The organism is Bradyrhizobium sp. MI1.4, from assembly GCF_055811315.1.
Genome location: NZ_JBVVPP010000025.1, coordinates 1 through 22,354, shown reverse-complemented (window position 1 = coordinate 22,354; position 22,354 = coordinate 1). Strand labels below are relative to the sequence as shown.

At 65.6% G+C, this 22,354-nt stretch carries 20 protein-coding genes and 1 riboswitch; of the genes, 10 read left to right on the top strand and 10 right to left on the bottom strand.

What is annotated here, in order from left to right:
- Positions 1-50: 50 nt before the first annotated feature.
- Positions 51-268, bottom strand: a riboswitch (cobalamin riboswitch).
- A gap of 40 nt (positions 269-308) precedes the next feature.
- Positions 309-944: a cob(I)yrinic acid a,c-diamide adenosyltransferase gene (gene cobO, locus AC0L23_RS24320; RefSeq protein WP_247338640.1), complete on the top strand. Its 636-nt coding sequence runs from the start codon at positions 309-311 to the stop codon at positions 942-944.
- Positions 945-954: 10 nt separating this feature from the next.
- Positions 955-2,403 (top strand): cobyric acid synthase, encoded by a 1,449-nt coding sequence (locus AC0L23_RS24315; RefSeq protein ID WP_377827570.1) that lies wholly within the window; start codon positions 955-957, stop codon positions 2,401-2,403.
- On the opposite strand, the gene cobD is transcribed toward AC0L23_RS24315, so the two are convergent.
- Positions 2,392-3,354: a threonine-phosphate decarboxylase CobD gene (gene cobD / locus AC0L23_RS24310; protein ID WP_446481939.1), complete on the bottom strand. Its 963-nt coding sequence runs from the start codon at positions 3,352-3,354 to the stop codon at positions 2,392-2,394. The two genes, AC0L23_RS24315 and cobD, sit on opposite strands and share 12 nt — an antisense overlap.
- A gap of 11 nt (positions 3,355-3,365) precedes the next feature.
- Complete coding sequence (cbiB, locus tag AC0L23_RS24305) at positions 3,366-4,307, bottom strand: adenosylcobinamide-phosphate synthase CbiB (protein ID WP_026233631.1); 942 nt, start codon at positions 4,305-4,307, stop codon at positions 3,366-3,368.
- A 121-nt stretch (positions 4,308-4,428) separates the two neighbouring features.
- On the opposite strand from cbiB, the gene cobU reads away from it, so the two are divergent.
- The 6 genes from cobU to AC0L23_RS24275 all read left to right on the top strand — a co-directional run bounded on the left by cobU (position 4,429) and on the right by AC0L23_RS24275 (position 11,187).
- On the top strand, positions 4,429-4,932 hold the full coding sequence (gene cobU, locus AC0L23_RS24300) for a bifunctional adenosylcobinamide kinase/adenosylcobinamide-phosphate guanylyltransferase (RefSeq protein ID WP_018458653.1): 504 nt from the start codon (positions 4,429-4,431) through the stop codon (positions 4,930-4,932).
- Positions 4,929-5,711 carry an adenosylcobinamide-GDP ribazoletransferase gene (cobS, locus tag AC0L23_RS24295; protein WP_473357455.1) on the top strand — a complete coding sequence of 261 codons (783 nt, stop codon included), beginning with the start codon at positions 4,929-4,931 and terminating at the stop codon, positions 5,709-5,711. Before cobU ends, cobS begins: the two co-directional genes overlap by 4 nt.
- Positions 5,712-5,715: 4 nt before the next feature.
- A complete protein-coding gene (gene bluB / locus AC0L23_RS24290) occupies positions 5,716-6,348 on the top strand; it encodes a 5,6-dimethylbenzimidazole synthase (protein ID WP_204510762.1) in 633 nt (210 codons plus the stop codon).
- Positions 6,349-6,525: 177 nt separating this feature from the next.
- Positions 6,526-7,557: an ABC transporter substrate-binding protein gene (locus AC0L23_RS24285; RefSeq protein ID WP_204510761.1), complete on the top strand. Its 1,032-nt coding sequence runs from the start codon at positions 6,526-6,528 to the stop codon at positions 7,555-7,557.
- Positions 7,554-10,229, top strand: a complete 2,676-nt coding sequence (locus AC0L23_RS24280; RefSeq protein WP_247370818.1) for a hybrid sensor histidine kinase/response regulator — start codon at positions 7,554-7,556, stop codon at positions 10,227-10,229. Before AC0L23_RS24285 ends, AC0L23_RS24280 begins: the two co-directional genes overlap by 4 nt.
- 76 nt (positions 10,230-10,305) lie before the next feature.
- On the top strand, positions 10,306-11,187 hold the full coding sequence (locus AC0L23_RS24275) for an alpha/beta fold hydrolase (protein WP_018458648.1): 882 nt from the start codon (positions 10,306-10,308) through the stop codon (positions 11,185-11,187).
- Between the two features lie 52 nt (positions 11,188-11,239).
- On the opposite strand, the gene AC0L23_RS24270 is transcribed toward AC0L23_RS24275, so the two are convergent.
- Complete coding sequence (locus tag AC0L23_RS24270; RefSeq protein WP_018458647.1) at positions 11,240-12,151, bottom strand: LysR family transcriptional regulator; 912 nt, start codon at positions 12,149-12,151, stop codon at positions 11,240-11,242.
- A 130-nt stretch (positions 12,152-12,281) separates the two neighbouring features.
- Between AC0L23_RS24270 and AC0L23_RS24265 the strand changes: the two genes are divergently transcribed.
- Both AC0L23_RS24265 and AC0L23_RS24260 read left to right on the top strand, forming a co-directional pair.
- Complete coding sequence (locus AC0L23_RS24265; protein WP_247455606.1) at positions 12,282-13,220, top strand: ring-cleaving dioxygenase; 939 nt, start codon at positions 12,282-12,284, stop codon at positions 13,218-13,220.
- On the top strand, positions 13,217-13,843 hold the full coding sequence (locus AC0L23_RS24260; RefSeq protein WP_247393837.1) for an alpha/beta hydrolase: 627 nt from the start codon (positions 13,217-13,219) through the stop codon (positions 13,841-13,843). The genes AC0L23_RS24265 and AC0L23_RS24260 overlap by 4 nt, the downstream gene beginning before the upstream one ends.
- Positions 13,844-13,885: 42 nt before the next feature.
- Here AC0L23_RS24260 and AC0L23_RS24255 read toward each other — a convergent pair whose 3' ends face one another.
- The 7 genes from AC0L23_RS24255 to AC0L23_RS24225 all read right to left on the bottom strand — a co-directional run bounded on the left by AC0L23_RS24255 (position 13,886) and on the right by AC0L23_RS24225 (position 22,146).
- On the bottom strand, positions 13,886-14,860 hold the full coding sequence (locus tag AC0L23_RS24255; protein ID WP_085352356.1) for a magnesium transporter CorA family protein: 975 nt from the start codon (positions 14,858-14,860) through the stop codon (positions 13,886-13,888).
- A gap of 355 nt (positions 14,861-15,215) precedes the next feature.
- A complete protein-coding gene (locus AC0L23_RS24250; RefSeq protein ID WP_247394413.1) occupies positions 15,216-16,712 on the bottom strand; it encodes an ABC transporter substrate-binding protein in 1,497 nt (498 codons plus the stop codon).
- Positions 16,713-16,767: 55 nt separating this feature from the next.
- Positions 16,768-17,772: an ABC transporter ATP-binding protein gene (locus AC0L23_RS24245; protein ID WP_473357454.1), complete on the bottom strand. Its 1,005-nt coding sequence runs from the start codon at positions 17,770-17,772 to the stop codon at positions 16,768-16,770.
- Complete coding sequence (locus AC0L23_RS24240) at positions 17,769-18,782, bottom strand: ABC transporter ATP-binding protein (protein ID WP_473357453.1); 1,014 nt, start codon at positions 18,780-18,782, stop codon at positions 17,769-17,771. Before AC0L23_RS24240 ends, AC0L23_RS24245 begins: the two co-directional genes overlap by 4 nt.
- 2 nt (positions 18,783-18,784) lie before the next feature.
- Complete coding sequence (locus tag AC0L23_RS24235) at positions 18,785-19,678, bottom strand: ABC transporter permease (protein WP_018458640.1); 894 nt, start codon at positions 19,676-19,678, stop codon at positions 18,785-18,787.
- Entirely contained in the window at positions 19,675-20,625 is a 951-nt protein-coding gene (locus tag AC0L23_RS24230; protein ID WP_026233628.1) for an ABC transporter permease, read from the bottom strand. The genes AC0L23_RS24235 and AC0L23_RS24230 overlap by 4 nt, the downstream gene beginning before the upstream one ends.
- Positions 20,626-20,724: 99 nt before the next feature.
- The gene (locus tag AC0L23_RS24225; protein ID WP_026233627.1) at positions 20,725-22,146 is read right to left on the bottom strand and encodes an amidase; all 1,422 of its coding nucleotides are present in this window, start codon (positions 22,144-22,146) and stop codon (positions 20,725-20,727) included.
- Positions 22,147-22,354 lie beyond the last annotated feature (208 nt).

Sequence of the window (22,354 nt, the reverse complement as noted above, 5' to 3'; positions counted from 1 at the left end):
CGTTCTTGCGAAGGCCCGTTTCCCCGTCGCGGAACACCCCGTCCGCCGGTCCAAAATCGTCCGCGTTGGCAGGTCTCCCGGCTTGCGGAGCAGGGTTTCCCCTTCGATCCCCGCCTTCCCGATCCCCAGGGGATCAGTGGCTTCGGGCATCTCTCCGGTCACGGTCGCGGGGGCGGCTGCATTTTGGAACCAAATCTTGCCGATTCGGACCCTATCGCATTCCCTCTTCGCCTGTCGTAGGACAGGAACCAACGCCGGGCCACCATTTGCCCCCGACCGCCTCTTGTCAAGCCGAAGGACCCCGTCCGATGACGCCCGAACCGGATACCCAGACGGCCGACGAAACCGACGCCCGCCACGCCTCGAAAATGGCGAAGAAGAAGGTCGCCCGCGACAAGATCATGGCGACCAAGAGCGGCGAAAAGGGCCTGATCATCGTCCACACCGGGGCCGGCAAGGGCAAGTCCTCTTCGGCCTTCGGCATGATCGTCCGCTGCGTCGCCCATGGCTTCCCCTGCGCGGTCGTGCAGTTCATCAAGGGCGCCTGGGACACCGGCGAGCGCCGCATGCTGACCGGCCATTTCGGCGACCTATGCCAATTCCACGCCATGGGCGAGGGTTTTACCTGGGAGACGCAGGACCGCGCCCGCGACATCGCCGCCGCGCGCGCCGGCTGGGAGAAGGCCAAGGAGCTGATCCTCGACCAGAATCTCCGCATGGTCGTGCTCGACGAGATCAACATCGCGCTGCGCTACGACTATCTTGACATCGCGGAGGTCGTCGAATTCCTCACGACGCAGAAGCCGCCGATGACGCATGTCGTGCTCACCGGCCGCAACGCCAAGGACGAGCTGATCGAGATCGCCGATCTCGTCACCGAGATGACGCTGGTCAAGCATCCCTTCCGCTCGGGCATCAAGGCGCAAGCCGGCGTCGAGTTCTAAGAAACTCGCGATGGCGCGCGCATTGATGATCCAGGGAGCCGGCTCGGACGTGGGCAAGTCGCTCATCGTTGCCGGCCTCGCACGCGCCTTTGTGCGACGCGGCCTGCGCGTGGTCCCGTTCAAGCCGCAGAACATGTCGAACAATGCAGCCGTCACCGTTGACGGCGGCGAGATCGGCCGCGCCCAGGCACTCCAGGCGCTCGCCGCCGGCGTCGAGCCGCACACCGACATGAACCCGGTGCTGCTCAAGCCCGAGACCGATGTCGGCGCGCAGGTGATCGTGCAAGGAAAACGCATCGCGACCGCGCGTGCGCGTGAATATGCGGCGATGAAACCGTCATTGATGGGCGCCGTGCTGGAGAGCTTCGAGCGGCTGAAGGCGCGCGCCGATCTCGTTCTGGTGGAGGGTGCCGGCAGTCCGGCCGAAGTGAACCTGCGCAAGGCCGACATCGCCAATATGGGTTTTGCGCGCAAGGCCGACGTGCCGGTCGTGCTGGTTGGCGACATCAACCGCGGCGGTGTCATCGCGCAACTCGTCGGCATCAAGACGGTGATCGACCCGGACGATGCCGCGATGATCCAGGGATTTGTCATCAACAAGTTCCGCGGCGATCCCACATTGTTCGACGACGGCTACAGACTAATCGAAGAAAAGACCGCATGGCGCGGCCTCGGCGTGCTGCCCTGGTTCGCGCGCGCCGGCGAGCTGCCGGCCGAGGATGCGCTGGGCCTGAGCGATGCGCGCAAACCGGGCCAATGCAAGATCGCCTGTCTCGCGCTGTCGCGAATCGCCAATTTCGACGATCTCGATCCGCTCAAGCTCGAGCCTGGCGTCGATCTCGTGATGGTGCGGCCGGGCGAGGCCATTCCCGGCGACGTGCGCCTCGTCATCATTCCCGGCTCGAAATCCACTCGTGGCGACCTCGCCTTTCTGCGCGCGCAGGGCTGGGACATCGATCTCCTGGCGCATTACCGCAGAGGCGGCCATGTGCTCGGCCTCTGCGGCGGCTATCAGATGCTCGGACGCAGCGTCGCTGATCCCGAGGGGATCGAGGGCCCCGCCGGCGACACACCGGGTCTCGGACTTCTGGATGTGGAAACGGTGATGAGCTCGGAGAAGACGTTGACACGCGTCGCGGCGCTGCATGCCGCCACCAATCAGCCGATCGAGGCTTATGAAATCCACATCGGCCGCACTGATGGGCCGGATCGCGCGCGGCCATTCGCAAGGCTGAATGGCGAACCGGAAGGCGCGATCTCGCGCGACGGACGCGTGCAGGGCAGCTATCTGCACGGCCTGTTCACGTCGGATGATTTCCGCAAGGCCTTTTTGGCGAAGCTCGACATTCCCGCCGGCGACGAGCCCTATCACGCAAGGGTCGAGAGCGCGCTCGATGCGCTCGCCGATCACATCGAAGCCCATCTCGATGTCGACGGCCTGCTCGCTCTAGCGCGCTAGAGTGTCGGCCAGGCGGGTCCATTCGGATTCGCTGCCCGGAAGCCCGAGGCGCAGCCATGTCGGCTCTCGCGCGAACACGCGAGACCAGATATGGCGACGCGCCAGCTTCTCCTGCGCGGCAGGCGCGTCAGGCGTCTCGTAGAGACGAAACAGCTGCGTCCCGCCAACGAGCGTCCAGCCTTGCGACTGCACCATGCCGTCGAGGCGAACGCAGTCTCGCGCGAGCCGCGCGGACGTGGCCTCGGCCCAGGCATCGTCACGCAGAGCGCGGCAGCCGATCGCGATCGCCGCTCCCGAGACCGGCCAAGGTCCCGATATCGCCGCGACCCTGGCGATGTCGGACGAATTGCCGAGCGCGAAGCCTAGCCGCAGGCCGGCAAGGCCATAGAACTTTCCGAAGGAGCGCAGGATCAGCAGCCCCGGCCGGTCCCCGGATGCAAGCGATAGCTGCGGGGCTACATCGGCGAAACTCTCGTCGACGACGAGACGACCGACGCGCGGCAGCAGCGTCAGCAAATCCCTTGGTGGGTGGCATCGGCCGTCGGGATTGTTGGGATTGACGACTATGGCGAGGTCCGCGCCCGCCAATGCGTCGAAGTCCCCGACCTCCTGGACCTCCCAGCCGGCGGCCGAGAGGACCCCGGCATATTCGTTGTAGGTCGGGGCGAGGATGCGCGCGCGGCCGGGTGGCGCAAGTTGCGGCAGCAGTTGAATCGCCGCCTGTGCGCCGCCGAGCGCGACAACCGCCGCGCTCGTGCGGTAAGCGTGCCGCGCCGCCTGATGCAGCGCCTCGATCTCGGCGCGCGACGGCAACGCGCTCCACGCGCGCGAACTCACCTCGCCCACGGGATAAGGCAGGCGGTTGATACCGGTCGACAGATCGATCCAGTCCTCCGCGCGACCGCCGAAGCGCTGCTGGGCCTGATCGAGATTTCCACCGTGCTCGCGCATGCGCTGTTCTTTCACGCGAAGGCCAGGATCGCAAGGATGCCGGCGAGCAGCAGCATGGTGCGGCGGTAAACCGTCAAACCTCGATCGATGTCGGCGGCAAGCGGATCGCGCGCAGCTTCATTCAGCCATGGCTCGTTCGTGATGCTGCCGTGATAGATCCGCGGACCGCTGAGCCGCACACTAAGCGCGCCCGCCATGGCCGCTTCCGGCCAGCCGGCATTGGGCGAACGGTGACGGCGTGCATCCCGCGTCATGCACGACAGCGCCTCTGATCGCCGTGGCGCCAGCAGCACGAACAGAAGTCCGGTCAGCCGCGCCGGAATGAAATTGGCGACATCGTCGATGCGCGCCGCGGCCCAGCCGAAGGCTTCGTGGCGTTCAGAGCGATGGCCGATCATGGAGTCCAGCGTGTTGATCGCCTTGTAGCCCAAAATGCCGGGCAGACCGAACAGCGCGCCCCAGAACACCGGTGCGACGATGCCGTCGGACGCATTCTCGGCGAGGCTCTCGATCGCAGCGCGCGCGATCCCGGCCTCGTCAAGCGCGGCGGGATCGCGGCCGACGATGCGCGAGACCGCCTCGCGTGCGGCGGCGATATCACCGGCCCGCATGGGATTTGCGACGGCAGCAACGTGGTCGTGCAACGAGCGCAAGGCGATCAGCGGCCAGGCCAGAACCCCGACCAGCACGAGCTGGATCAATCCCAAGGGAAGCAGAGACTGCAGCACCCAGCCGAGCGCGACAGCGAGCGCGATCACGACGAGTGCTCCGGCAAGACCCGCGGCGCGGCGAAATGCCGGCGGATCGGACGGTCGATTCCACGAGGTGTCGATGGCAGAGATCAGCCCGCCCAGCCAGGTGACGGGATGGCCGATCCGCGCGAACAACCACAACGGCCAGCCCAACAGGGCATCCACCACCATCGCCACCGCCATCGCACCCGCAAAACCCACACCCGCCTCCTGTCCCGCCCCTGTTGCGCAAACGACGGCCGGAGCGCAAGCCCCCGGCTGGCGGATTTCGGCTTTGTTTTTGGCCGCGTTTGGTGATTAGTCAGACCCACAGGAGATTTTTATGGCCGTCATCTTGATCACGGGCGGAGCGCGATCGGGCAAGAGCGCCCATGCGGAAAAACGCGCACGCAGCTTTCCGGGCCGACCCGTCTACATCGCGACGGCCGAGGCGCTCGACGCGGAAATGGAAGCACGCATCGAAAAGCATCGCAGACGCCGCTCAACCGATTGGATCGAGCGGGAGGTACCGCTCGATCTTCTGCAGGCGCTGATCGAGACCGATGGCGGCGGGCCTAGACTGGTGGACTGCCTGACCCTGTGGCTCTCCAACATGATGCTTGCGCAGCGCAACTGGGATCACGAAGTCATGAAGCTCGCCCTCTTCCTGCGCGGCCAGAAGAGCCCCGTCGTCTTCGTCACCAACGAAGTCGGCCTCGGCATCGTCCCCGACAATGCGCTGGCGCGGAGCTTCCGCGACGCCGCCGGCTTCATGAACCAGGCCATCGCGGCCGTTGCGGACGAGGCCGAGTTCGTCGTCGCCGGCCTGCCGATGAAACTGAAATGATGCCGCGCGACCAATTTTTGCGAGACGTCATCGCCGATCTCAGGATGGCGGCATCGTTCGTGACAATCCTCCCCGTCGCATTGTCGAAGCCCGCAGCTGACGGCGCCGTCGCACGCGCGACCTGGGCTCTTCCAGTCGCGGGACTGCTGGTCGGCCTTGCCGGCGCCTTGGTCTACAAGGTCGCGAGCCTGTTGGGTCTGTCGCCGAACCTTGCCGCCCTGCTCGCGCTGGCCGCGACCGCCCTCGTCACCGGCGCGCTGCACGAGGACGGCCTTGCCGATACCGCCGACGGGCTCGGCGGCGGCCGCACCCGCGAGCGCAAGCTCGAGATCATGCGCGACAGCCGGATCGGCACCTATGGCGTCTGCGCGCTGATCCTGTCGTTCGGCCTGCGCTGGAGCGCGCTCGCGACGATCGCCAATCCGTGGGTCGTCGCGCTCGCACTGTGCGCTGCGCACACTGCGGCCCGCGCGGGCTTGCCGGCCTTCATGTGTCAGGTCGCGCCTGCGCGACCTGACGGCCTGTCGGCGAGTGCGGGATCACCGCCGGGCCGCAGCGTTGCGATCGCATTCGCTGTTGGAATCCTCGCGCTCGTGCTCGCGCTTGGGCCGGGCAAGGCGCTGGTGAGCCTGATCCTGCTCGCTCTCTCCGGCCTGATGCTGGCGCGACTTGCCATCCGCCAGATCGGCGGGCAGACCGGCGACATCCTCGGCGCGTTCGAGCAGACCGGCGAGATTCTGATCCTGCTGGTTGCCGCAGCTTTCCAGATCGGAGGGTGACGCAATGGTCGAATTCGACGACACCTTCCGCCAGCACTTGCGCGAGCTGTTCGTGTGGCGCCGCGACGTGCGCCGCTTTCGCGCCGATCCGTTGCCGGACGGCGCCATCGATCGCCTGATCGAGACGGCCTGTCTCTCACCCTCGGTCGGCCTCAGCCAGCCCTGGCGCTTCGTCATCGTCGATGAGGCCGCACGGCGTCGCGCCGTGATCGACGACTTCAAAGCGTGCAACGCGGACGCGCTGAATTCCTATGCCGGTGAGCGCGCAGCACGCTATGCCACGCTGAAACTGTCGGGTCTCGAACAGGCCCCCGGCCACCTCGCCGTGTTCGCGGACAAGGCCAGCGACACCGGTCACGGCCTCGGCCGCGCGACGATGCCGGAGACGACGGAATATTCCGTGGTTGCGGCGATCACCGCGATGTGGCTGGCCGCGCGCGCCGAGGGCATCGGGCTTGGCTGGGTATCGATCCTCCATCCGAATCGCATCCACGCCATTCTCGACGTGCCCGACACCTGGAAATTCATCGCCTATCTCTGTATCGGCTATCCGGAAGTCGAATGCGACCGGCCCGAGCTGGAACAGGCGAAGTGGGAGCAGCGGCGGGGGGCAGAGGAATTCACGCTGCAGCGTTAATCAGGCCACGCCGGATATCCATCTTCCGTGTTGCGAGCGACTGCCGACGTAGGAATACGGTATCGGACTGCCAAACGCTGCGAATGAGCAGTCACAAGCGCATTTTTTCGTCAATTGTGGATGCCGGCCGTTCGCGCTAAGCATGCGCCTGGGGCTAGCCACCATGCAAAGAATGTCATGACCGAACGGCCTTCCGCTCTCGCGGTCGATCGCCGCGGGTTCATTCGCCTTGCCAGCACGACCGCCGCGGGGTGGCTGGCGCTCGGCGCAACATCTGATCGCGTGCGGGTCGTGGGATCGCTGACGGCGTTGCCGCTCGACGACGAGCTGACCAGAAGGAGCATGATCGACAGCCCGACCTCCCGCCTGGGTGGCCTCATCGTGGGCTTGAGGCAGCGAGGCTGGGTCGAAGGCGTCAATTTCCGCCTCGAGCTCCGATCGACCTTCGGCGCGCCGGATCGGCTGAAGACCGCGGTTCAGGAATTGCTGGCGCTCAAGCCGGATGTGATCCTGACCGGCTCGACGGTCGAAACCGCGGCCGTCCTGGAAGCCACAAAAACCATCCCGATCGTGTTCGCGACCGCCAACGATCCCGTCGGCAACGGCTTCGTCGAAAGCCTTGCTCATCCCGGCGGCAACGTGACCGGCTTCACCAACAGCACCGCCGAGATGGGCGGCAAATGGCTTCAGCTCATCCGGGAGGCCGTGCCGGATCTTGCGCGCGTCGGTATCCTGTACAACCCGGCGACCACTCCTCGCGGCGGCCGTTTCTTCCTCGATTCCATCGAGCAAGAGGCAGCACTGGCCGGCGTGTCCGTGATCCCCGCCCCCGTCAGCGCGCCAACGGAGATCGACGAAGCCGTCAGGCCCTTTTCCGCTCCCCCCAAGGCGGCAATGATTGCGCTGGTCGACAGCTTCCTGGTGGTCCACCGGCAGGCGGCGGTGGCGGCGGCGGCCAAATATCGCGTCCCTGCGATTTACCCGTTCTATTATTTCATGGATGCGGGCGGGCTGATGAGCTACGGGCCGACGCTCGAAGTGCGCTCGGCCGACTATGTCGATCTCATCCTGCGCGGTACCAAGGCCGGAGATCTGCCGGTGCAATCGCCGCGAAAATACGAGCTCCTGATCAACCGCACGGTCGCTCGCACGCTGGATTTGACGATACCATTCACACTGCTCGCGCGCGCCGACGAGATCCGCGAGTGAACGAGACGATCGACCAGGGAGATTTGCGGCCACCTCCCGGCCGGCTGTTCCGCAAATACCTCTACTCGATCGTCGCGCTCGCTTTCGCCGCGCTCGCCATCAACACCGGCTTCGACGTCTGGTTCTCCTATCGCGAGCAGAAGCAACTCCTGGCGGCGACCCAGCGCGAGCAGGCAGCAAGCGCCGCCGTCCAGATCGGCCAGTTCATTGGCCAGATCGAAAACCAGATCAGATGGCTCTCGCGCCTGCCCCCCGAGCTGTCCACGAACGAGGACCAGCGCCTGAACGCCATCCGCCTCCTGCGCCTCTCGCCTGCGATTGCGGACATCGCCGAGCTCGACGCCCAAGGCCGCGAGCAGGTGCGCGTGTCGCGCCGTGTCGCGGACAGGATCGGCAGCAAGACCGACCTCTCCGCCTCGCAGGCCTTCCGCGGCGCCAACGAAAGCCGCGCATATTACGGGCCGGTCTACTTCCTCGGCGACACCGAGCCGTTCATGACACTCGCCACGCGCGGAACGGGCCTGGCGCCGGATGTGATTGTCGCCGAGGTCAATCTTCGCTTCATCTGGGACCTCGTCGCCGGAATCAGGGTCGGCAACACCGGCAAGGCCTATGTGGTCGATCGCATGGGTATCCTGATCGCGCATCCCGATTTGTGGCGGGCGCTGCGCCGCAGCGATCTCTCCGGCCATCCCGACGTCCGAGCCGCGCTCGATGGCATCGGGCCGCCCTCCGGCGGCCTGGTCAAGGAGGATCTGTCCGGTCAACGCGTGCTGTCGACCTATGCGACGGTCCCCTCGTTGGGCTGGCTGGTGTTCGTCGAGCTGCCGCTCACCGAGGCCTATGCGCCGATCTATGCGTCGATCGGGCGCTCGACTTTTCTCCTGGTCATCCTGCTGGCATGTGCGGTGCTGGTCTCTCTCTTTCTGAGCCGGCGCATGACCGTGCCGATCCAGATCCTGACGCAGGGCGCGCGGCGGATCGGCAGCGGCGACCTCAGCCTGCGGCTCGCGATCAAGACCGGCGACGAGCTGGAGGCGCTCGGCGATCAATTCAACCGGATGGCCGCTCACTTGCGCGAATCCTATGCGACGCTCGAGCGCAAGGTGATCGAGCGCACCTCCGAACTGGAAAAGACCCGCGACCAGGCCCTTGCCGAGCACGATGCCGCCGAGCGTGCGCGCAGCGCGGCGGTCGCGGCCAACGAGACCAAATCGCGCTTTCTCGCGGTCGTCAGCCACGAGCTGCGCACGCCGCTGAACGGCGTCATGGGCGTGCTGCAACTGCTCGACGACGGCAGTCTCGGCGAAGCGCAGCGGCGCCACCTCACGACCGCGGCCGCGTCGGGCGAAACGCTGATCGCGCTGGTCGACGGCATCCTCGAATATGCGCGCCTGGAGGCCAGCGCCGAGACTCTGGAGACCCGCGATTTCCGCCTCGACCAGCTCATCGAGACGGCCGCCGATCTGATGCGTCCGCAGGCCTCTGACAAGGGCCTGACTTTCGATCTCGCCTGCGATGCGACGGTCAATACCTCCGTGCACGGCGATCCGGTGCGGCTCAATCGCATCCTGCTCAATCTGATCGGCAACGCGATCAAGTTCACCCCGCGCGGCGGCATCGGCTTGAGCGCGGCCGCCGAGAGACATGACGATCATGTCCTGCTGCGCATCACCGTGCGCGATACCGGCATCGGCATCGCGCCCGACATGCACGAGCGGATTTTCGAGGATTTCGTCCAGGCTGACGACAGTATCGCGCGGCGGTTCGGCGGCACCGGCCTTGGACTGGCGATCGCGCGGCGCCTCACCCGCCTGATGCGCGGCGAGCTGACGGTGGCGAGCACGCCGGGTACGGGCAGCTCCTTCATGCTTGAGGTACCGCTTGGCCTCGCCACCACCGACATCGCGCAAGGCGCGGTTCAGCCGCCATCACGGCAGCTTCGCGTGCTGCTGGTCGACGACGACCCCGTCAATTGCGAGGTCGGTGAAGCGATGTTGAAGAGGCTCGGCCACCACGCCACCATCGCCACGAACGGCGCGTCGGCCGTCGCGCTCCCCCGCGATCAGGCGTTCGACATCATCCTGATGGATCTGCACATGCCCGACATGGACGGCGTCGAGGCGGCATCGCGGATCCGCAAGCTCGGTCTGCCGACCATGCCGCGCATCATCGCGGTAACCGCGGACATGTCGGGCCGCGCCCGCGAGCGGCTCGCGGGGGCAGGCATTGCCAGGATCGTCAGCAAGCCGATCCTGATCAATGCGCTGCGCGAGGCGATCGAGGACGATGCCCAGAACCAGCCGGCCGCGCCGCAACTCGCCGCAGGCGCATTGATCGACCGGCATTTCCTTGATGACCAGAAGGAGCTGCTGGGCGCGGCGCAGATCGCAAAACTCCACGACCTGCTGGAACTGACGAGCGAAAAGCTGGTCGAGGAGATTGCCAAGGCTGCGGCGACTGACGATCCCGCGCAGCTCGCGCGCTGCGCGCACCAGCTCGGCAGCGGCGCGAGTGCGCTCGGCCTCGTCCGCCTTTTCGAATTCTGCCGTGAGGTCGAGCTGGCGGCAGTCACGATGTCCCGGCCCGAATGCGAGAGAGCCGCCCGCGAACTCGCCGCGCTTCGAGAGGCCTCGATGAGCGCGCTGGACGATCTGCTCCGGCCGGCCTAACAGCGTTCAGTCACTGGACTGAGATACAAGATGATCGGAGGCGCCGGTGCGCGCAAGATGTCTCGCCATTCTTCTCATGCTGCTCGCCCCTGCCGCGCGCGCCGAGGTCGAACAGTTTCCGTCCGGCTTCAAGACCAAAACCATCGCGGCCAACGGCACGCAGATTCATGTTCGCGTCGGCGGTCAGGGGCCTGTCGTGATCCTGATCCACGGTTTTGGTGATACCGGCGACATGTGGGTCAAGCTCGCCGCTGATATCGCGCGCGACCACACCGTTGTCGTGCCCGATCTTCGCGGTATGGGCCTCTCGAGCAAGCCCGACAATGGCTACGACAAATGGACCCAGGCTGCCGACATGCGGGCCGTTCTCGCAGCGCTCGGCATCGAAAAGGCCGTCGTCGTCGGCCACGACATCGGAACCATGGTGGCCTATGCCTACGCGGCCCGTTATCGCGACCTGGCCGAGAAGCTGATCGTGATGGATGCCCCAGTGCCTGGGGTGCCGCCATGGGACGAGGTGGTTCGCAGCCCGCAGCTTTGGCATTTTGATCTCGGAGGCCCGGACATGGAGCGGCTGGTCAAGGGCCGCGAGCGCATCTACCTCGACCGCTTCTGGAATGACTTCGCGGGGACGCCTTCCAGGATCGCGGACGCAACACGCCGTCATTACGCAGCGCTCTATGCGCGGCCGGGCGCCATGCGTGCTGCGTTCGCCCAGTTCAGGTCGATCCGAACCGACGCCGAGGACAACAAGAAGGCGATCGCGACCAAGTTGACCATTCCCGTGCTGGCTGTCGGGGGCGAAAAATCCTTCGGTGCGACAGAGGCGGTCGTGATGCGAAACGCCGCGACTGACGTCACCGAATTGGTCATTCCGGACGCCGGTCATTGGCTGATGGAAGAGCAACCGGCGGTGACCGTGAAGGCGTTACGCCAATTCCTCGATACCAAAAAATAGAGCAGCGAGCCGCGCGGAGCCGACATATCTCGGCTCAGCCCTTCCGCGCGGGTCATTTTGATCGGGTTGACGCCTCGCCCTCCCGGCCAAAGCGCTCGACCAGGAAATCAATGAACAGCCGCACTTTCACCGACAGATGTCGGGTCGGCGGATAGACCGCATAGAGCGCAAGCGGCGGCGCAGAATACTTGTCCAGCACCGTCCGCAGCTCGCCTGTCCTCAAGGCGTCGGCGGCGATGAACTCCGGGAGCAGCGCGAGCCCCCTGCCCTTGATCGCGACATCGCGCAGCACCTCGGCATTGTTGACGCAGAGCGACCAGGCCGGCTGGATCCAGTGGTCGCCGCCCGCTCCCGTGAGCTTCCACTGATTGCCAGTGAGCAGGAAGCCGTAGGTCAGCGAGACATGTTCGCGCAGATCCTGCGGATGTTTTGGGGTGCCGTGACGCGCCAGATAATCGGGCGAAGCGCAGATCATGCGCGCCACCGGGATGATCTTTCGCGCGATCAAACTCGACGATTCCAATTCCGCGATGCGCAAGGTCACGTCAAAACCGTCCTGCACGGGATCGAGCAGGTCGTCGCTGAGCACGAGCTGGAGCTGCAGCTCCGGATATCGCGCCATGAAATCGGCAAGCACCGGCCCGAGCCGCAGGGTGCCGAACGACATCGGCGCGTTGACGCGCAACAGGCCGCGCGGCGCCGATTGCGCTTGCGCCACGGCCTGGTCGGCCGCCTCGATCTCCGACAGGATCACGACCGCGCGCTCGAAATAGCGCTGGCCGTTCTCGGTCGGGCTCGCATGGCGCGTGGTCCGGTTCAGGAGCTGCACGCCGAGGCTTTCTTCGAGGTCGGCGATGTATTTGCTGATCGCCGAGCGTGACAGCCGCAACTGCCGGCCCGCCTCGGCAAAACTGCCGCTTTCGACCACCTTTACGAAGGCTCGCAGGCTGGCGACCTTATCCACGGGCTGGCGCCGGCGATTGTTTCCAAATCGTAGACATAGCCGTCATATTTGCATGGATTGTCTCCAATCCAAAGCGGAACGATATTTCCCTGCAGAGCAAGACCGCTCCCCGAGCTTTGGAGGACCGACAATGTCTGGACTGCACCATGTGACCGCGATCGCGGGCGACCCCATCAGGAATTTCGGCTTTTACACCCGTGATCTCGGTCTGCGCTTCGTCAAGAAGACGGTCAATTTCGACGATCCCGGCACCTATCACTTCTATTATGGCGACGAGACCGGCCGCCCCGGCACCATCCTGACGTTCTTTCCTTGGGCCGGCGTGCCGGCCGGGCGCCGCGGCGTCGGCGAGACGCACCAGACCGCCTTCCGCGTGCCGCAAAGCTCGCTCGGCTATTGGACGCAACGCTTCGTCGAGAAGGGCATCGCTTATGAGGCGCTGGAGAAGCGTTTTGGCGAGTCCGTGCTGCCGTTCACAGACCCTGATGGCATGGCGCTCGCGCTCGTCGGTATCCCCGGCGCCGAGAGCGAGCCCGGCTGGAGCAATGGCGAGGTGCCGGCCGAGCATGCGATCCGCGGCTTCCATGGCGTGACCTTGCTGCTCGACAGCGCGGCAAAAACGGCTGCCGTCCTCACCGACGTGTTCGGCTTCAAGGGGACGGCGCGCGAAGGCTCGGTGATCCGCTTCAAGGCACCGGGCGATGCCGAAGGCAGCGTCGTCGACATCTACGAAGCCAAGGGCTTCCTGCGCGGACACCAAGGTGGCGGCTCCGTGCATCACATCGCCTTCCGCGCGGCCGATGACGCCGAGCAGGGCAAGATGGCGCAAAGGCTCGTGAGCAATCACGGCCTGCACCCGACCGAACAGCGCGACCGCAACTACTTCCGCTCGATCTACTTCCGCGAGCCCGGCGGCGTGCTGTTCGAGATCGCGACCGACATCCCAGGCTTCGCCGTCGACGAGCCCGTGGCAACGCTGGGACACGACCTGAAGCTGCCGAGCTTCCTCGAAGCACAGCGCAAGCAGATCGAGGGCGTGTTGCCGAACCTGGAAGAGAGGGTGTCGTGACCGAGAGTTCATTCATCCATCGTTTCGAGCCCGCGCGTGACGCGGGCTCTCCTCCTCTCCTGCTGCTGCACGGCACCGGCGGCGACGAGAACGACCTGCTCGGGCTCGGCAAGATGATCTCGCCCGGCTCGGCCCTGCTATCGCCGCGCGGCCGCGTGCTCGAACACGGCATGCCGCGCTTCTTCCGCCGCCTCACTGAGGGCGTGTTCGACGAGGACGACGTGCGCCGCCGCGCCCTTGAGCTCGGCGACTTCGTTGCGGAAGCGCGGCAGCGATATGGCCTCGCCGCGCCGGTCGCGGTCGGCTTCTCCAACGGCGCCAACATCGCAGCCGCGCTGTTGTTGCTGAAGCCGGACGCGCTTGCTGGTGCGATCCTGCTCCGCGCCATGGTGCCGCTGTCGGATCCGCCCAAGGTCAACCTCGCAGGCAAGCCGATCCTGCTGTTGTCCGGGCAGGCTGATCCGATCGTGCCGGCGAGCAATTCGGCCCGGCTCGCATCACTGCTTTCCGAAGCGGGCGCGCAGGTCGGTCACAAGGTCCTGCCGGCGGGCCATCAATTATCGCAGGCCGACGTGACGCTTGCCCGCGACTGGATCGGCAAATTCGCCGCCGAAGTCGCCTGACAGAAGAAGCGGCGCATCGATTTCGAACGGTGCGCCGCGGCTTCATTCGAACCAGCCGCGCCGCTTGAACCAGATCAGCGGCAGCACGCCGCTGGCAATGATGGCGAGCCACGCCAGCGGATAGCCGAAGGTCCAGTCCAGCTCCGGCATGTGCTTGAAGTTCATGCCCCAGATGCCGACCAGAATCGTGGGCGGCACGCCGACGACCGAGACGATCGTCAAGATCTTGAACAGCTCGTTCTGCTGGATGTTGATGAAGCCGAGCACGGCATCGAGCAGAAGCTGGATCTTGTCCGACAATCGCGTCTCGTAATCGCCGAGCGAAGCGACATCCTTGGAGACGGCTTCGAGCCGCTTCTTCGACGCGGCGGTGATCCATTCACCCCCGACATCGCCGGCGAATGAAGCGATGCGGCCAACACCAAGCAGGACATCGCGCGCCTTGGCGAGCCGATCCGCCAACTCGCCGATGTTTTCCAGCGCCTCGCGCATCCGCCGGCTGGAGCGGACCGGCCGCTTGCTGCGAACGAGCCCGCCCTTGAAGACGTCCCGCGAGAGCCTGTCGACCTTCGCGCCGAGATGCTCAAGGACATCGGCGCCGCGGTCGACCATGGCCTCGATCAGGCTGGTGAACACGCACATGCCGTTCTCCAGGCTGTCATCGGAACCGATGCGCTTGCCGATGTCCTCGAAGATCGGCAGCTGCGCGAAACGCACCGTCACCAGCACGTGCGGTCCGATGACGAATCCCACCGGCGTGATCTCGGCCTCGTCGTTCTCGTTGAGCCGGACCGCCGGCGAGCTGAGATAGAGCGTGCCGTTGTCGAGGATCAGGCGGCTCGACGCTTCGATCTCGCTGAGCGAATCCTCGGACGGAACGCGTATCCCGAGCAATCGTTCGACGAACTGCTTTTCCTCCGCGGTTGCGTCCAATAGATCAGCCCAGATGATCTCGGAGGGCATCTCCGCGCCGATCTTCTGCCAGTCGTCGGATGGCCACCTGTATAGTTTGAGCAAGAACCGAACTCCGCATACCCTCGCGCCGGATCGCACGGCCTGCGGCCATCCTGCGCCGAGCTAACGCATGAGGGTTCCGAACGTTCAAAGTCGGGGGAGCATCGAGCGACCCAATCAAACCAAGCGGGCGCGGCCTTCTTCGATGATGCCATCATGCCAGTGTTTTGCCCGACGCGTCAACGGCATCGCGCGACGCGCAACTCATCAATCGCGTCGCGCGCAAGTCATTGAAATCACTACCCTCGGCTACTGTGCATGGGGTTGTTCTTCAGGTTTTTTGTTTGGACCGGGTCTCGTGACGATCTCTTCCGTTGGGAGAGATCGTCACCGACATCGCGCAATCGACATGCGCGCCCTACTCCCACGCCCATGTCGAGAAATCGTTCTCGTATTGGGGTACGTCCTTCCAGACGCCCTTCAGCTTCTTGTTGGTGATGGTGATCAGCTGCGGCTGGTACAAATAGCCCGAGACTGCATCGGTGGCCAGCATGCGCTGGGCGTCGCCGAGAAGCTTGGCACGGGCGGCTTCATCCGGCGTCGACACGATCTGCTTGTAGAGCGCGTTGAAGGCGTCGTTGTTGTAGCCGAGATAGTAGTCCGGCTCGGTGATCTTGACGAGATCGAACGGCTCGACATGGCTGACGATGGTGAGGTCGAAATTATGCGGACCATTGCCGGCGAACACCTGCGACAGCCATTGCGCCCATTCGACGTTCTCGATCTTGGCGATGATGCCGACCTTGGCAAGCTGGGCCGCGAGGACCTCGCCGCCCTGGCGCGCATAGGACGGCGGCGGCAGCTTCAACGACAGCTCGAGCGGGGTGGTAACGCCGGCTTCGGCTAGCAGCTTCTTGGCCTTCTCGGGATCGTAGGGGTTGATGCCTGTCGTGTCGACATAGCCGAGCGCGCCCGGCACGTAGAAGCTTCCGATCGGCGTGCCGAAACCGTCGACCGCACCGTCGATCATCGCCTTGCGATCGATCGCGGCGAGGATGGCACGGCGCACGCGAACATCGTCGAGCGGCTTTTTGCGATGGTTGATACCGACGATGGTCTTGGCCCTGGAGCCGCCGACCATAACGTTGAAGCGCGGATCCGCCTTGAACTGCGCGATGGTGCGCTGGGCCGACACCCGGGGAAACGCGTCGACGTCGCCCGACAGCAGCGCCGCCGTCTGTGCGGACGGATCGGAGATGAAGCGGATCGTCACCTTCGCGAGCTTGATCGCGGCGGCGTTGCGATAGTCAGCCCATTTGGTCAGGGTCATCGAGGAGCCCTTGGCCCAGGCGCCCAGCTGATAGGGCCCGGTCCCGACCGGCTGCGTGATATTGGTGGCAGCGCTCTTCGGCTCGACGATCGAGCCGCTCGCCTGCCCCAGCAGGAACGGCAGGTTCGGCTCGGAATTTTTCAGGCTGATCACGACCGTGTCGGCGTCGGGCGCATCGACCTTCTCGAAGCTCTGGAACAGGCTCTTGTCCTTGTTGGTGCTGGTGGGGACCGCGTTGCGCTCGAACGAGAACTTCACGGCTGCGGAGTCGAACGGCTCGCCGTTGTGGAACTTGACGCCCTTGCGCAGCTTGAACGTATAGGTCTTCAGATCGGGCGATGCAGTCCAGCTCTCCGCCAGCAGGGGCGAGGTGGTGCCGTCCTCGTTGATCTTGGTCAGGGTCTCATAGATGTTGTAGAGCGTGACCTCGGCGATCGCGGCGGCGGCGGCGTTGGTGGGATCGAGCCCCGGCGGTTCCAGCGCCATCGCCATGACGACGCTGTCCTTCTTGCTCTGAGCCAGCACCGGCAACGGAGCAGCGGCAAGTGCGGCGGCGAATGCGACGATCGATAGTTTCCTGAACATGCGTAACTCCCCGGCCTTGTCTTGTCTCAAGCCTACGCCAATCCTGCCGCGGACGCTAACCTTCCACGGGCAATTGCGGCAACGCCATCACGGCTTCCGCCTTGTGGCAAGCGGCCAGATGCGTCTCGCCCACCTTGCGTAGCTCAGGCAGAACCTCGCGGCAATGCTGGTCGGCTAGCGCGCACCGCGAGACATAGGGGCAGCCGGTCGCGGCCGCCGATTGCGAGGCGATCGCCTGGGCTCCGCGCCGCCGCCGGCCTCCGCCGGCGCGCAGCCGCGGCACGGCCTCCAGCAGCGCTCGCGTATAGGGATGGGCGCAACGCTCGAACAAATCCTCAGGCCTGCCCTGTTCGACGATCCGGCCCAGATACATCACCGCGACCTCGTCGCAGAGATAGTCGACGACGGCCAGGTCGTGGCTGATCAGGACGTAACTGAGGCCGAACTGCTCCTGGAGGTCCTGCATCAGGTTCAAGACTTGCGCCTGCACGGAAACGTCGAGCGCGGAGACCGGCTCGTCGGCGACGATCAGCTTCGGCTGGGTGATCAGCGCGCGCGCAATGGCGATGCGCTGGCGCTGGCCGCCGGAGAACTCGTGTGGATATTTGTCCATGTCGGCATCGCGCAGACCCACCTGCCGTAGCACTGCGGAGACGCGGGCACGTAGCGTCGTGCGATCAATCCCCTCCAGCACGGTGAGCGGTTCGGCGACGATGCGCGCGATGGTCTGGCGCGGGTCGAGCGATCCGTAGGGATCCTGGAACACCATCTGGAAATCGCGGCGGGCGCGGCGCAACTCGTCCGCGGAGATGCGGTTGAGGTCGCGGCCGAGCAGCGCGACCTGCCCCGATGTCGGCCGCTCCAGCGCCATCACCACCCGCGCGAATGTCGACTTGCCGGAGCCGGATTCGCCGACGATGCCGAGGCTCTTGCCGGCGTCGACCCGCACGCTGACACCGTTGAGCGCGCGCACCTGCCCGGGCGGGCGGAACACGCTTTCGCGCGGCAACGTGTAGCGCTGCTCGAGATCCTTCACGTCGAGAAGAGGCGCCGTGCTCATACGGTCAGCGCTCCGACGCGTTCGGCCATCGACACGTCCGTCCGGATGCAGCGCACGAAATGGCCCGGTCCGACGTCCACCATTGCTGGAAGCGCAGCCCGGCACTGCTCGATCACGAGCGGACACCGATCGGCGAAGGTGCAACCGGAAGGCAGATCGGCGAGCTCCGGCACCGTGCCCGATATCGTCGTCAGCCGCGTCCCCTTGCGTGCGCCGAGTTTCGGTCGGGCGCGGAACAGGCCCTGCGTGTAGGGATGGCCCATCCGGCGGAACACCTCGTCGGTCGGTCCGCTCTCGATGATCGTGCCGCCGTACATCACCATCATGCGCTGCACGTTCTCGGCGATGACGCCGAGATCGTGCGAGATCAGGATCATCGACATGCCGCGCTCCTCGATGAGATCGGCGATGAGGTCGAGGATCTGGCCCTGGATGGTGACGTCGAGCGCCGTGGTCGGCTCGTCCGCGATCAGAAGGTCGGGCTCGCAGGCGAGCGCCATCGCGATCGTGACGCGCTGACGCTGGCCGCCGGAAAACTGGTGCGGATAAGCGTCGACGCGCCTGGCCGGATCAGGCAACCCGACGCGGTCGAGCAAGGCGATCGCCTCTCGCCGCGCCTGCGATGCCGAAAATTTCCTGTGACGCCGCAGCGGCTCGGCGACCTGGTTGCCGATCGTGTGCATCGGATCGAGCGCAGTCATCGGCTCCTGGAAGATCATGCTGATGCGATTGCCGCGCAGCCGACAATATTCCGCGTCCGACAAACCAGCGAGTTCGCCGCCATCCAGCTTGATGCTGCCGGTGACGGACGCGCTATCCGGCAGCAGCCCCATCAGCGACAACGCGGTGACCGACTTGCCGCAGCCGGATTCGCCGACGAGCCCGAGCGTCTCGCCGCGCTTCAGCGCAAAGCTGACGCCGCGCACGGCCTGCGCCGGCCCGCGGCTGGTGTTGAGGCGCACGCCGAGATTGACAACCTCGATCAACGGCATGGACGAGCGCTCGCTCATCATCATCGCTCCCGCGCCAGTCGAGGGTCGAGCAGATCGCGCAGTCCGTCGCCGAGCAGATTGAGGCCGAGCACCGCGATTGCAATCGCAGCACCCGGGTAGACGGCGAGCATCGGCGACTGGAACAGCAGCGACTGCGCGTCGTTCAGCATCCGTCCCCAGGACGGCTGCGGCGGCTGCGTGCCGAGACCGAGATACGACAAGGCGGCTTCGGCAAGGATCGCGAGCGCAAACTGGATCGTCGCCTGTACGATCAGAATCGACATGATGTTGGGCAGCACGTGCTCGATGGTGATGCGAAAGCGCCCTTTCCCCGCGGCGCGCGCGGCCAGCACGAATTCGCGCGCCCAGATCGCGTTGGCCGAGCCGCGCGTCAGCCGGATCAGCGTCGGGATCTGGAAGATGCCGATGGCGACGATCGAGGTCACCATGCCGGGCCCCACGACCGCGGCGAGCATGATCGCCGAGAGCACGGCCGGAAAGGCGAAGGTGAAATCGGAGAAGCGCATGATGATCTCTTCGGTCCAGCCGCGCCTGGCCGACGCGATGAGGCCGAGACAGACGCCGAAGGTGAGGCCGATGCTGACCGCGATGATGCCGACCATGATGGTGGAGCGGGCGCCGGCGAGCAGCAGCGAAACGATGTCGCGGCCGAAGACGTCGGTGCCGAGCCAGTGCGCGGCCGAGGGCGGCCGGAGCTTTGACGCGATGTCGATCTCATAGGGCGACCAGGGCGTCCACACCAGCGACAGCAGCGCCGAGGCGAGAACCAGCAGGCTCAGCGCGCCGCCGAGCACGAAGCTGCGATGACGCAGCGCGCGGCGCCAGAAGGTCCGGGCCGGCAGAGGGCGCGCTACGGCCGGCGCGTCGACGAGGGTGGTCAACGGCGCGCTCACAGATCGTGGACCTTGATGCGGGGATCGACGAAGGCATAGAGCACGTCGACCACGAAATTGACGATGACCACCATGGTCGCGAGCAGCATCACGCAGTTGCGCACCACGATGAGGTCGCGGTTGGCGATCGACTGAAAGATCAGGCGGCCGAGCCCCGGCAGATAGAACACGTTCTCGATCACGATGGTGCCGGCGAGCAGATTGGCGAATTGCAGGCCCATGACCGTCATCACAGGGATCATGGCGTTGCGCAGCACATGACTCCACAGTACCTCGCGCTTGCCGAGGCCCTTCGCGCGCGCCGTGCGGACGAAGTCTTCGCGCAGCACTTCCAGCACAGCCGAGCGCGTGACGCGTGCGAGGATCGCGGCCTGCACGACCGCAAGCGACACCGCCGGCAGCAGCAGCGACTTGATGCCGAGCCAGACGCCGTCCTCCCAACCGGGAAAGCCGCCCGCGGAGAGCCATTGCAGCCGTACCGAGAACAGTAGCACCAGCAGGATTGCGAACCAGAAATTCGGCAGCGCGATGCCGATCTGCGTCAGCGACATCACGCCGACGTCGCCGAGCTTGTTGTGGTTGGCGGCGGTGTAGATGCCGGCCGAGAGCGCCAGCGTCACCGTGATCAGCATGGACATCATCGCGAGCGGAATGGTCAACACCAGCCGCTCCACGATCAGGCTGGCGACCGGTGTGCCGTAGACATAGGAGTTGCCGAGATCGCCGACGAGCAGCCCTTTGATCCAATGCAGATAGCGAACCGCCAGCGGCTGGTCGAGCCCGAGCTTGACGGTGAGCGCGCGGACCGCATCTGGCGAGGCGTCGGCGCCCATCAGCATCTGCGCGGCGTTGCCCGGAAGCGCATCCAGCACCAGGAAAATGATCACGGACGCGCCGACCAGCGTCGCCAGCAGGGTCAGCACACGTCGGAGGACAAATACGCTCATGCGCGCTCGGATTCAGGGCTCATCCGCAGCACGATCAACATGTCCGGGCATCGGAGGCAAGTGCTTTGCAAACAAGTCCCTTGCGGCATGTGCCTCACCTCAGCCGGGCCAGCGGGACAGGAGGTCATGCGACGCCTCGAACAGCGCGCTCACGCGCAGCAAGTCCGCATCAGCGCGGAAGCGGCCGACGAGTTGCAAGCCGATCGGCAGGCCGTCGCGGCCGAAGCCGCAGGGCAGACTGAGCGCGGGGTGTCCGGTCATGTTGAACGGCATGGTCCAGGGGAACCAGTGCGGCCGGACGCTGTCAAACTGCTTGCCGTCGATCTCGATGGTGCCGAACAGGTCCTGATCGATCGGCAGGGCGGTGCGGGTGAGGGTCGGCATCGCCAGCAGATGCCCATGCGCAAGCAGGGACTGCACCCGGCGGAACAGCGCCGTGCGCGCGAACATCGCCTCCTGATAGGCAACGCCGCTGAAGTCGGTGGCGAGCGCAAGCTGCCTGAGGAAGGCCTCGCTCAGCGCGTCCCCATGCTCGGCCGCGAATTTTGCAAAGCGCGTCCGCCAGACCGTGTGATTGATGGCGCGCCAGATCGGCTCGATGTCGAACCCCTCGCCCGAAAACTCTTCGAGCTCGGCACCTAGGCCCGCGAGTCGATCGAGGCTCGCCTTGAAGCCGGCCTCGACGTCGACAGATACCGGGCGTCCGGGTGGCGACAGGCAATACAGGATTTTCTGCCCACGCAGATCGCCACGCGGGGCGGCCGTGCCGATGAAGTCGGGCACGGGAACGCCGATCGACCAGGGATCGCAAGAATCCTCGCCGGCCATCGCCTGCATCATCAGCGCGGTGTCGGGGACGGACCGCGTCATCGGCGTGACATAGGTCTGGTTGCCGAACACGTCCAGCGCCTGGCTATGCGGGATGACGCCATTGCTCTGCTTCAGCCCGACCACGCCGTTGCAAGCGGCGGGAATCCGCGTCGAGCCGCCGCCATCGGTTGCGATCGCAAGCGGCGCGATGCCGCTCGCCACCGCCACCGCCGCGCCGCCACTGGAGCCGCCCGACGAGCGCTCGGCGCTCCACGCATTGCGGGTGCGGCCGAACAGCGGCGAGTCGGTCAGGCATTTGCTGCCGAATTCGGGCGTCGTGGTCTTGCCGATCAGAATGGCGCCTTCCGCACGCAGCCTTGCAACCGCGACGGCATCCTCGTTCGGAACATTATCCTTGTAGGGAATGGCGCCGAAACTGGTCGTGACACCCCTGGTGTTGACGATGTCCTTGACGGTTGCGGGGATGCCGTGCAGCAGGCCGAGCGGCTCGCCCGCCATCAGCTTGCGCTCGGCTTCGCGCGCGGCGGCAAGCGCCTCGTCGCCGCAGATCGTGATGAAGCAGTTCAGCTCGGGCTGGAGCGCTTCGGCGCGGGCGAGCACCGCGCGGGTGAGCTCGACGGGCGAGATCTGCTTTGTCGCGATGAGACCGCGCAGCACGGTTGCGGATAGCAGGCAAGGATCGCCGTTCATCGTCACATCGCTCCGAAGCGGGCCGCCGTTGGCCGATAGCATTGACAGCCAGGATGACAGTTTTGTTAACTCGCCGTCCAATACGATTTTGAGCACCAACCCATACGATTTCGGTATGCCAATGGATCTTCGCCGGCCGCGACCGCGCGCGCGGCCTCGATGCCGTCGGCCGCCAGCGCCAGCGCCTCGCCGGCGCGCGCCAGCAGCG

What these genes read in the sequence shown, in the direction of transcription:
- cobO (WP_247338640.1), top strand. Translation starts at nt 309, where the DNA reads ATGACGCCCGAACCGGATACCCAGACGGCCGACGAAACCGACGCCCGC.
- AC0L23_RS24315 (WP_377827570.1), top strand. Translation starts at nt 955, where the DNA reads ATGGCGCGCGCATTGATGATCCAGGGAGCCGGCTCGGACGTGGGCAAG.
- cobD (WP_446481939.1), bottom strand. Translation starts at nt 3,354, where the DNA reads ATGCGCGAGCACGGTGGAAATCTCGATCAGGCCCAGCAGCGCTTCGGC.
- cobU (WP_018458653.1), top strand. Translation starts at nt 4,429, where the DNA reads ATGGCCGTCATCTTGATCACGGGCGGAGCGCGATCGGGCAAGAGCGCC.
- cobS (WP_473357455.1), top strand. Translation starts at nt 4,929, where the DNA reads ATGATGCCGCGCGACCAATTTTTGCGAGACGTCATCGCCGATCTCAGG.
- bluB (WP_204510762.1), top strand. Translation starts at nt 5,716, where the DNA reads ATGGTCGAATTCGACGACACCTTCCGCCAGCACTTGCGCGAGCTGTTC.
- AC0L23_RS24285 (WP_204510761.1), top strand. Translation starts at nt 6,526, where the DNA reads ATGACCGAACGGCCTTCCGCTCTCGCGGTCGATCGCCGCGGGTTCATT.
- AC0L23_RS24275 (WP_018458648.1), top strand. Translation starts at nt 10,306, where the DNA reads ATGCTGCTCGCCCCTGCCGCGCGCGCCGAGGTCGAACAGTTTCCGTCC.
- AC0L23_RS24265 (WP_247455606.1), top strand. Translation starts at nt 12,282, where the DNA reads ATGTCTGGACTGCACCATGTGACCGCGATCGCGGGCGACCCCATCAGG.
- AC0L23_RS24250 (WP_247394413.1), bottom strand. Translation starts at nt 16,712, where the DNA reads ATGTTCAGGAAACTATCGATCGTCGCATTCGCCGCCGCACTTGCCGCT.
- AC0L23_RS24245 (WP_473357454.1), bottom strand. Translation starts at nt 17,772, where the DNA reads ATGAGCACGGCGCCTCTTCTCGACGTGAAGGATCTCGAGCAGCGCTAC.
- AC0L23_RS24240 (WP_473357453.1), bottom strand. Translation starts at nt 18,782, where the DNA reads ATGAGCGAGCGCTCGTCCATGCCGTTGATCGAGGTTGTCAATCTCGGC.
- AC0L23_RS24230 (WP_026233628.1), bottom strand. Translation starts at nt 20,625, where the DNA reads ATGAGCGTATTTGTCCTCCGACGTGTGCTGACCCTGCTGGCGACGCTG.
- AC0L23_RS24225 (WP_026233627.1), bottom strand. Translation starts at nt 22,146, where the DNA reads ATGAACGGCGATCCTTGCCTGCTATCCGCAACCGTGCTGCGCGGTCTC.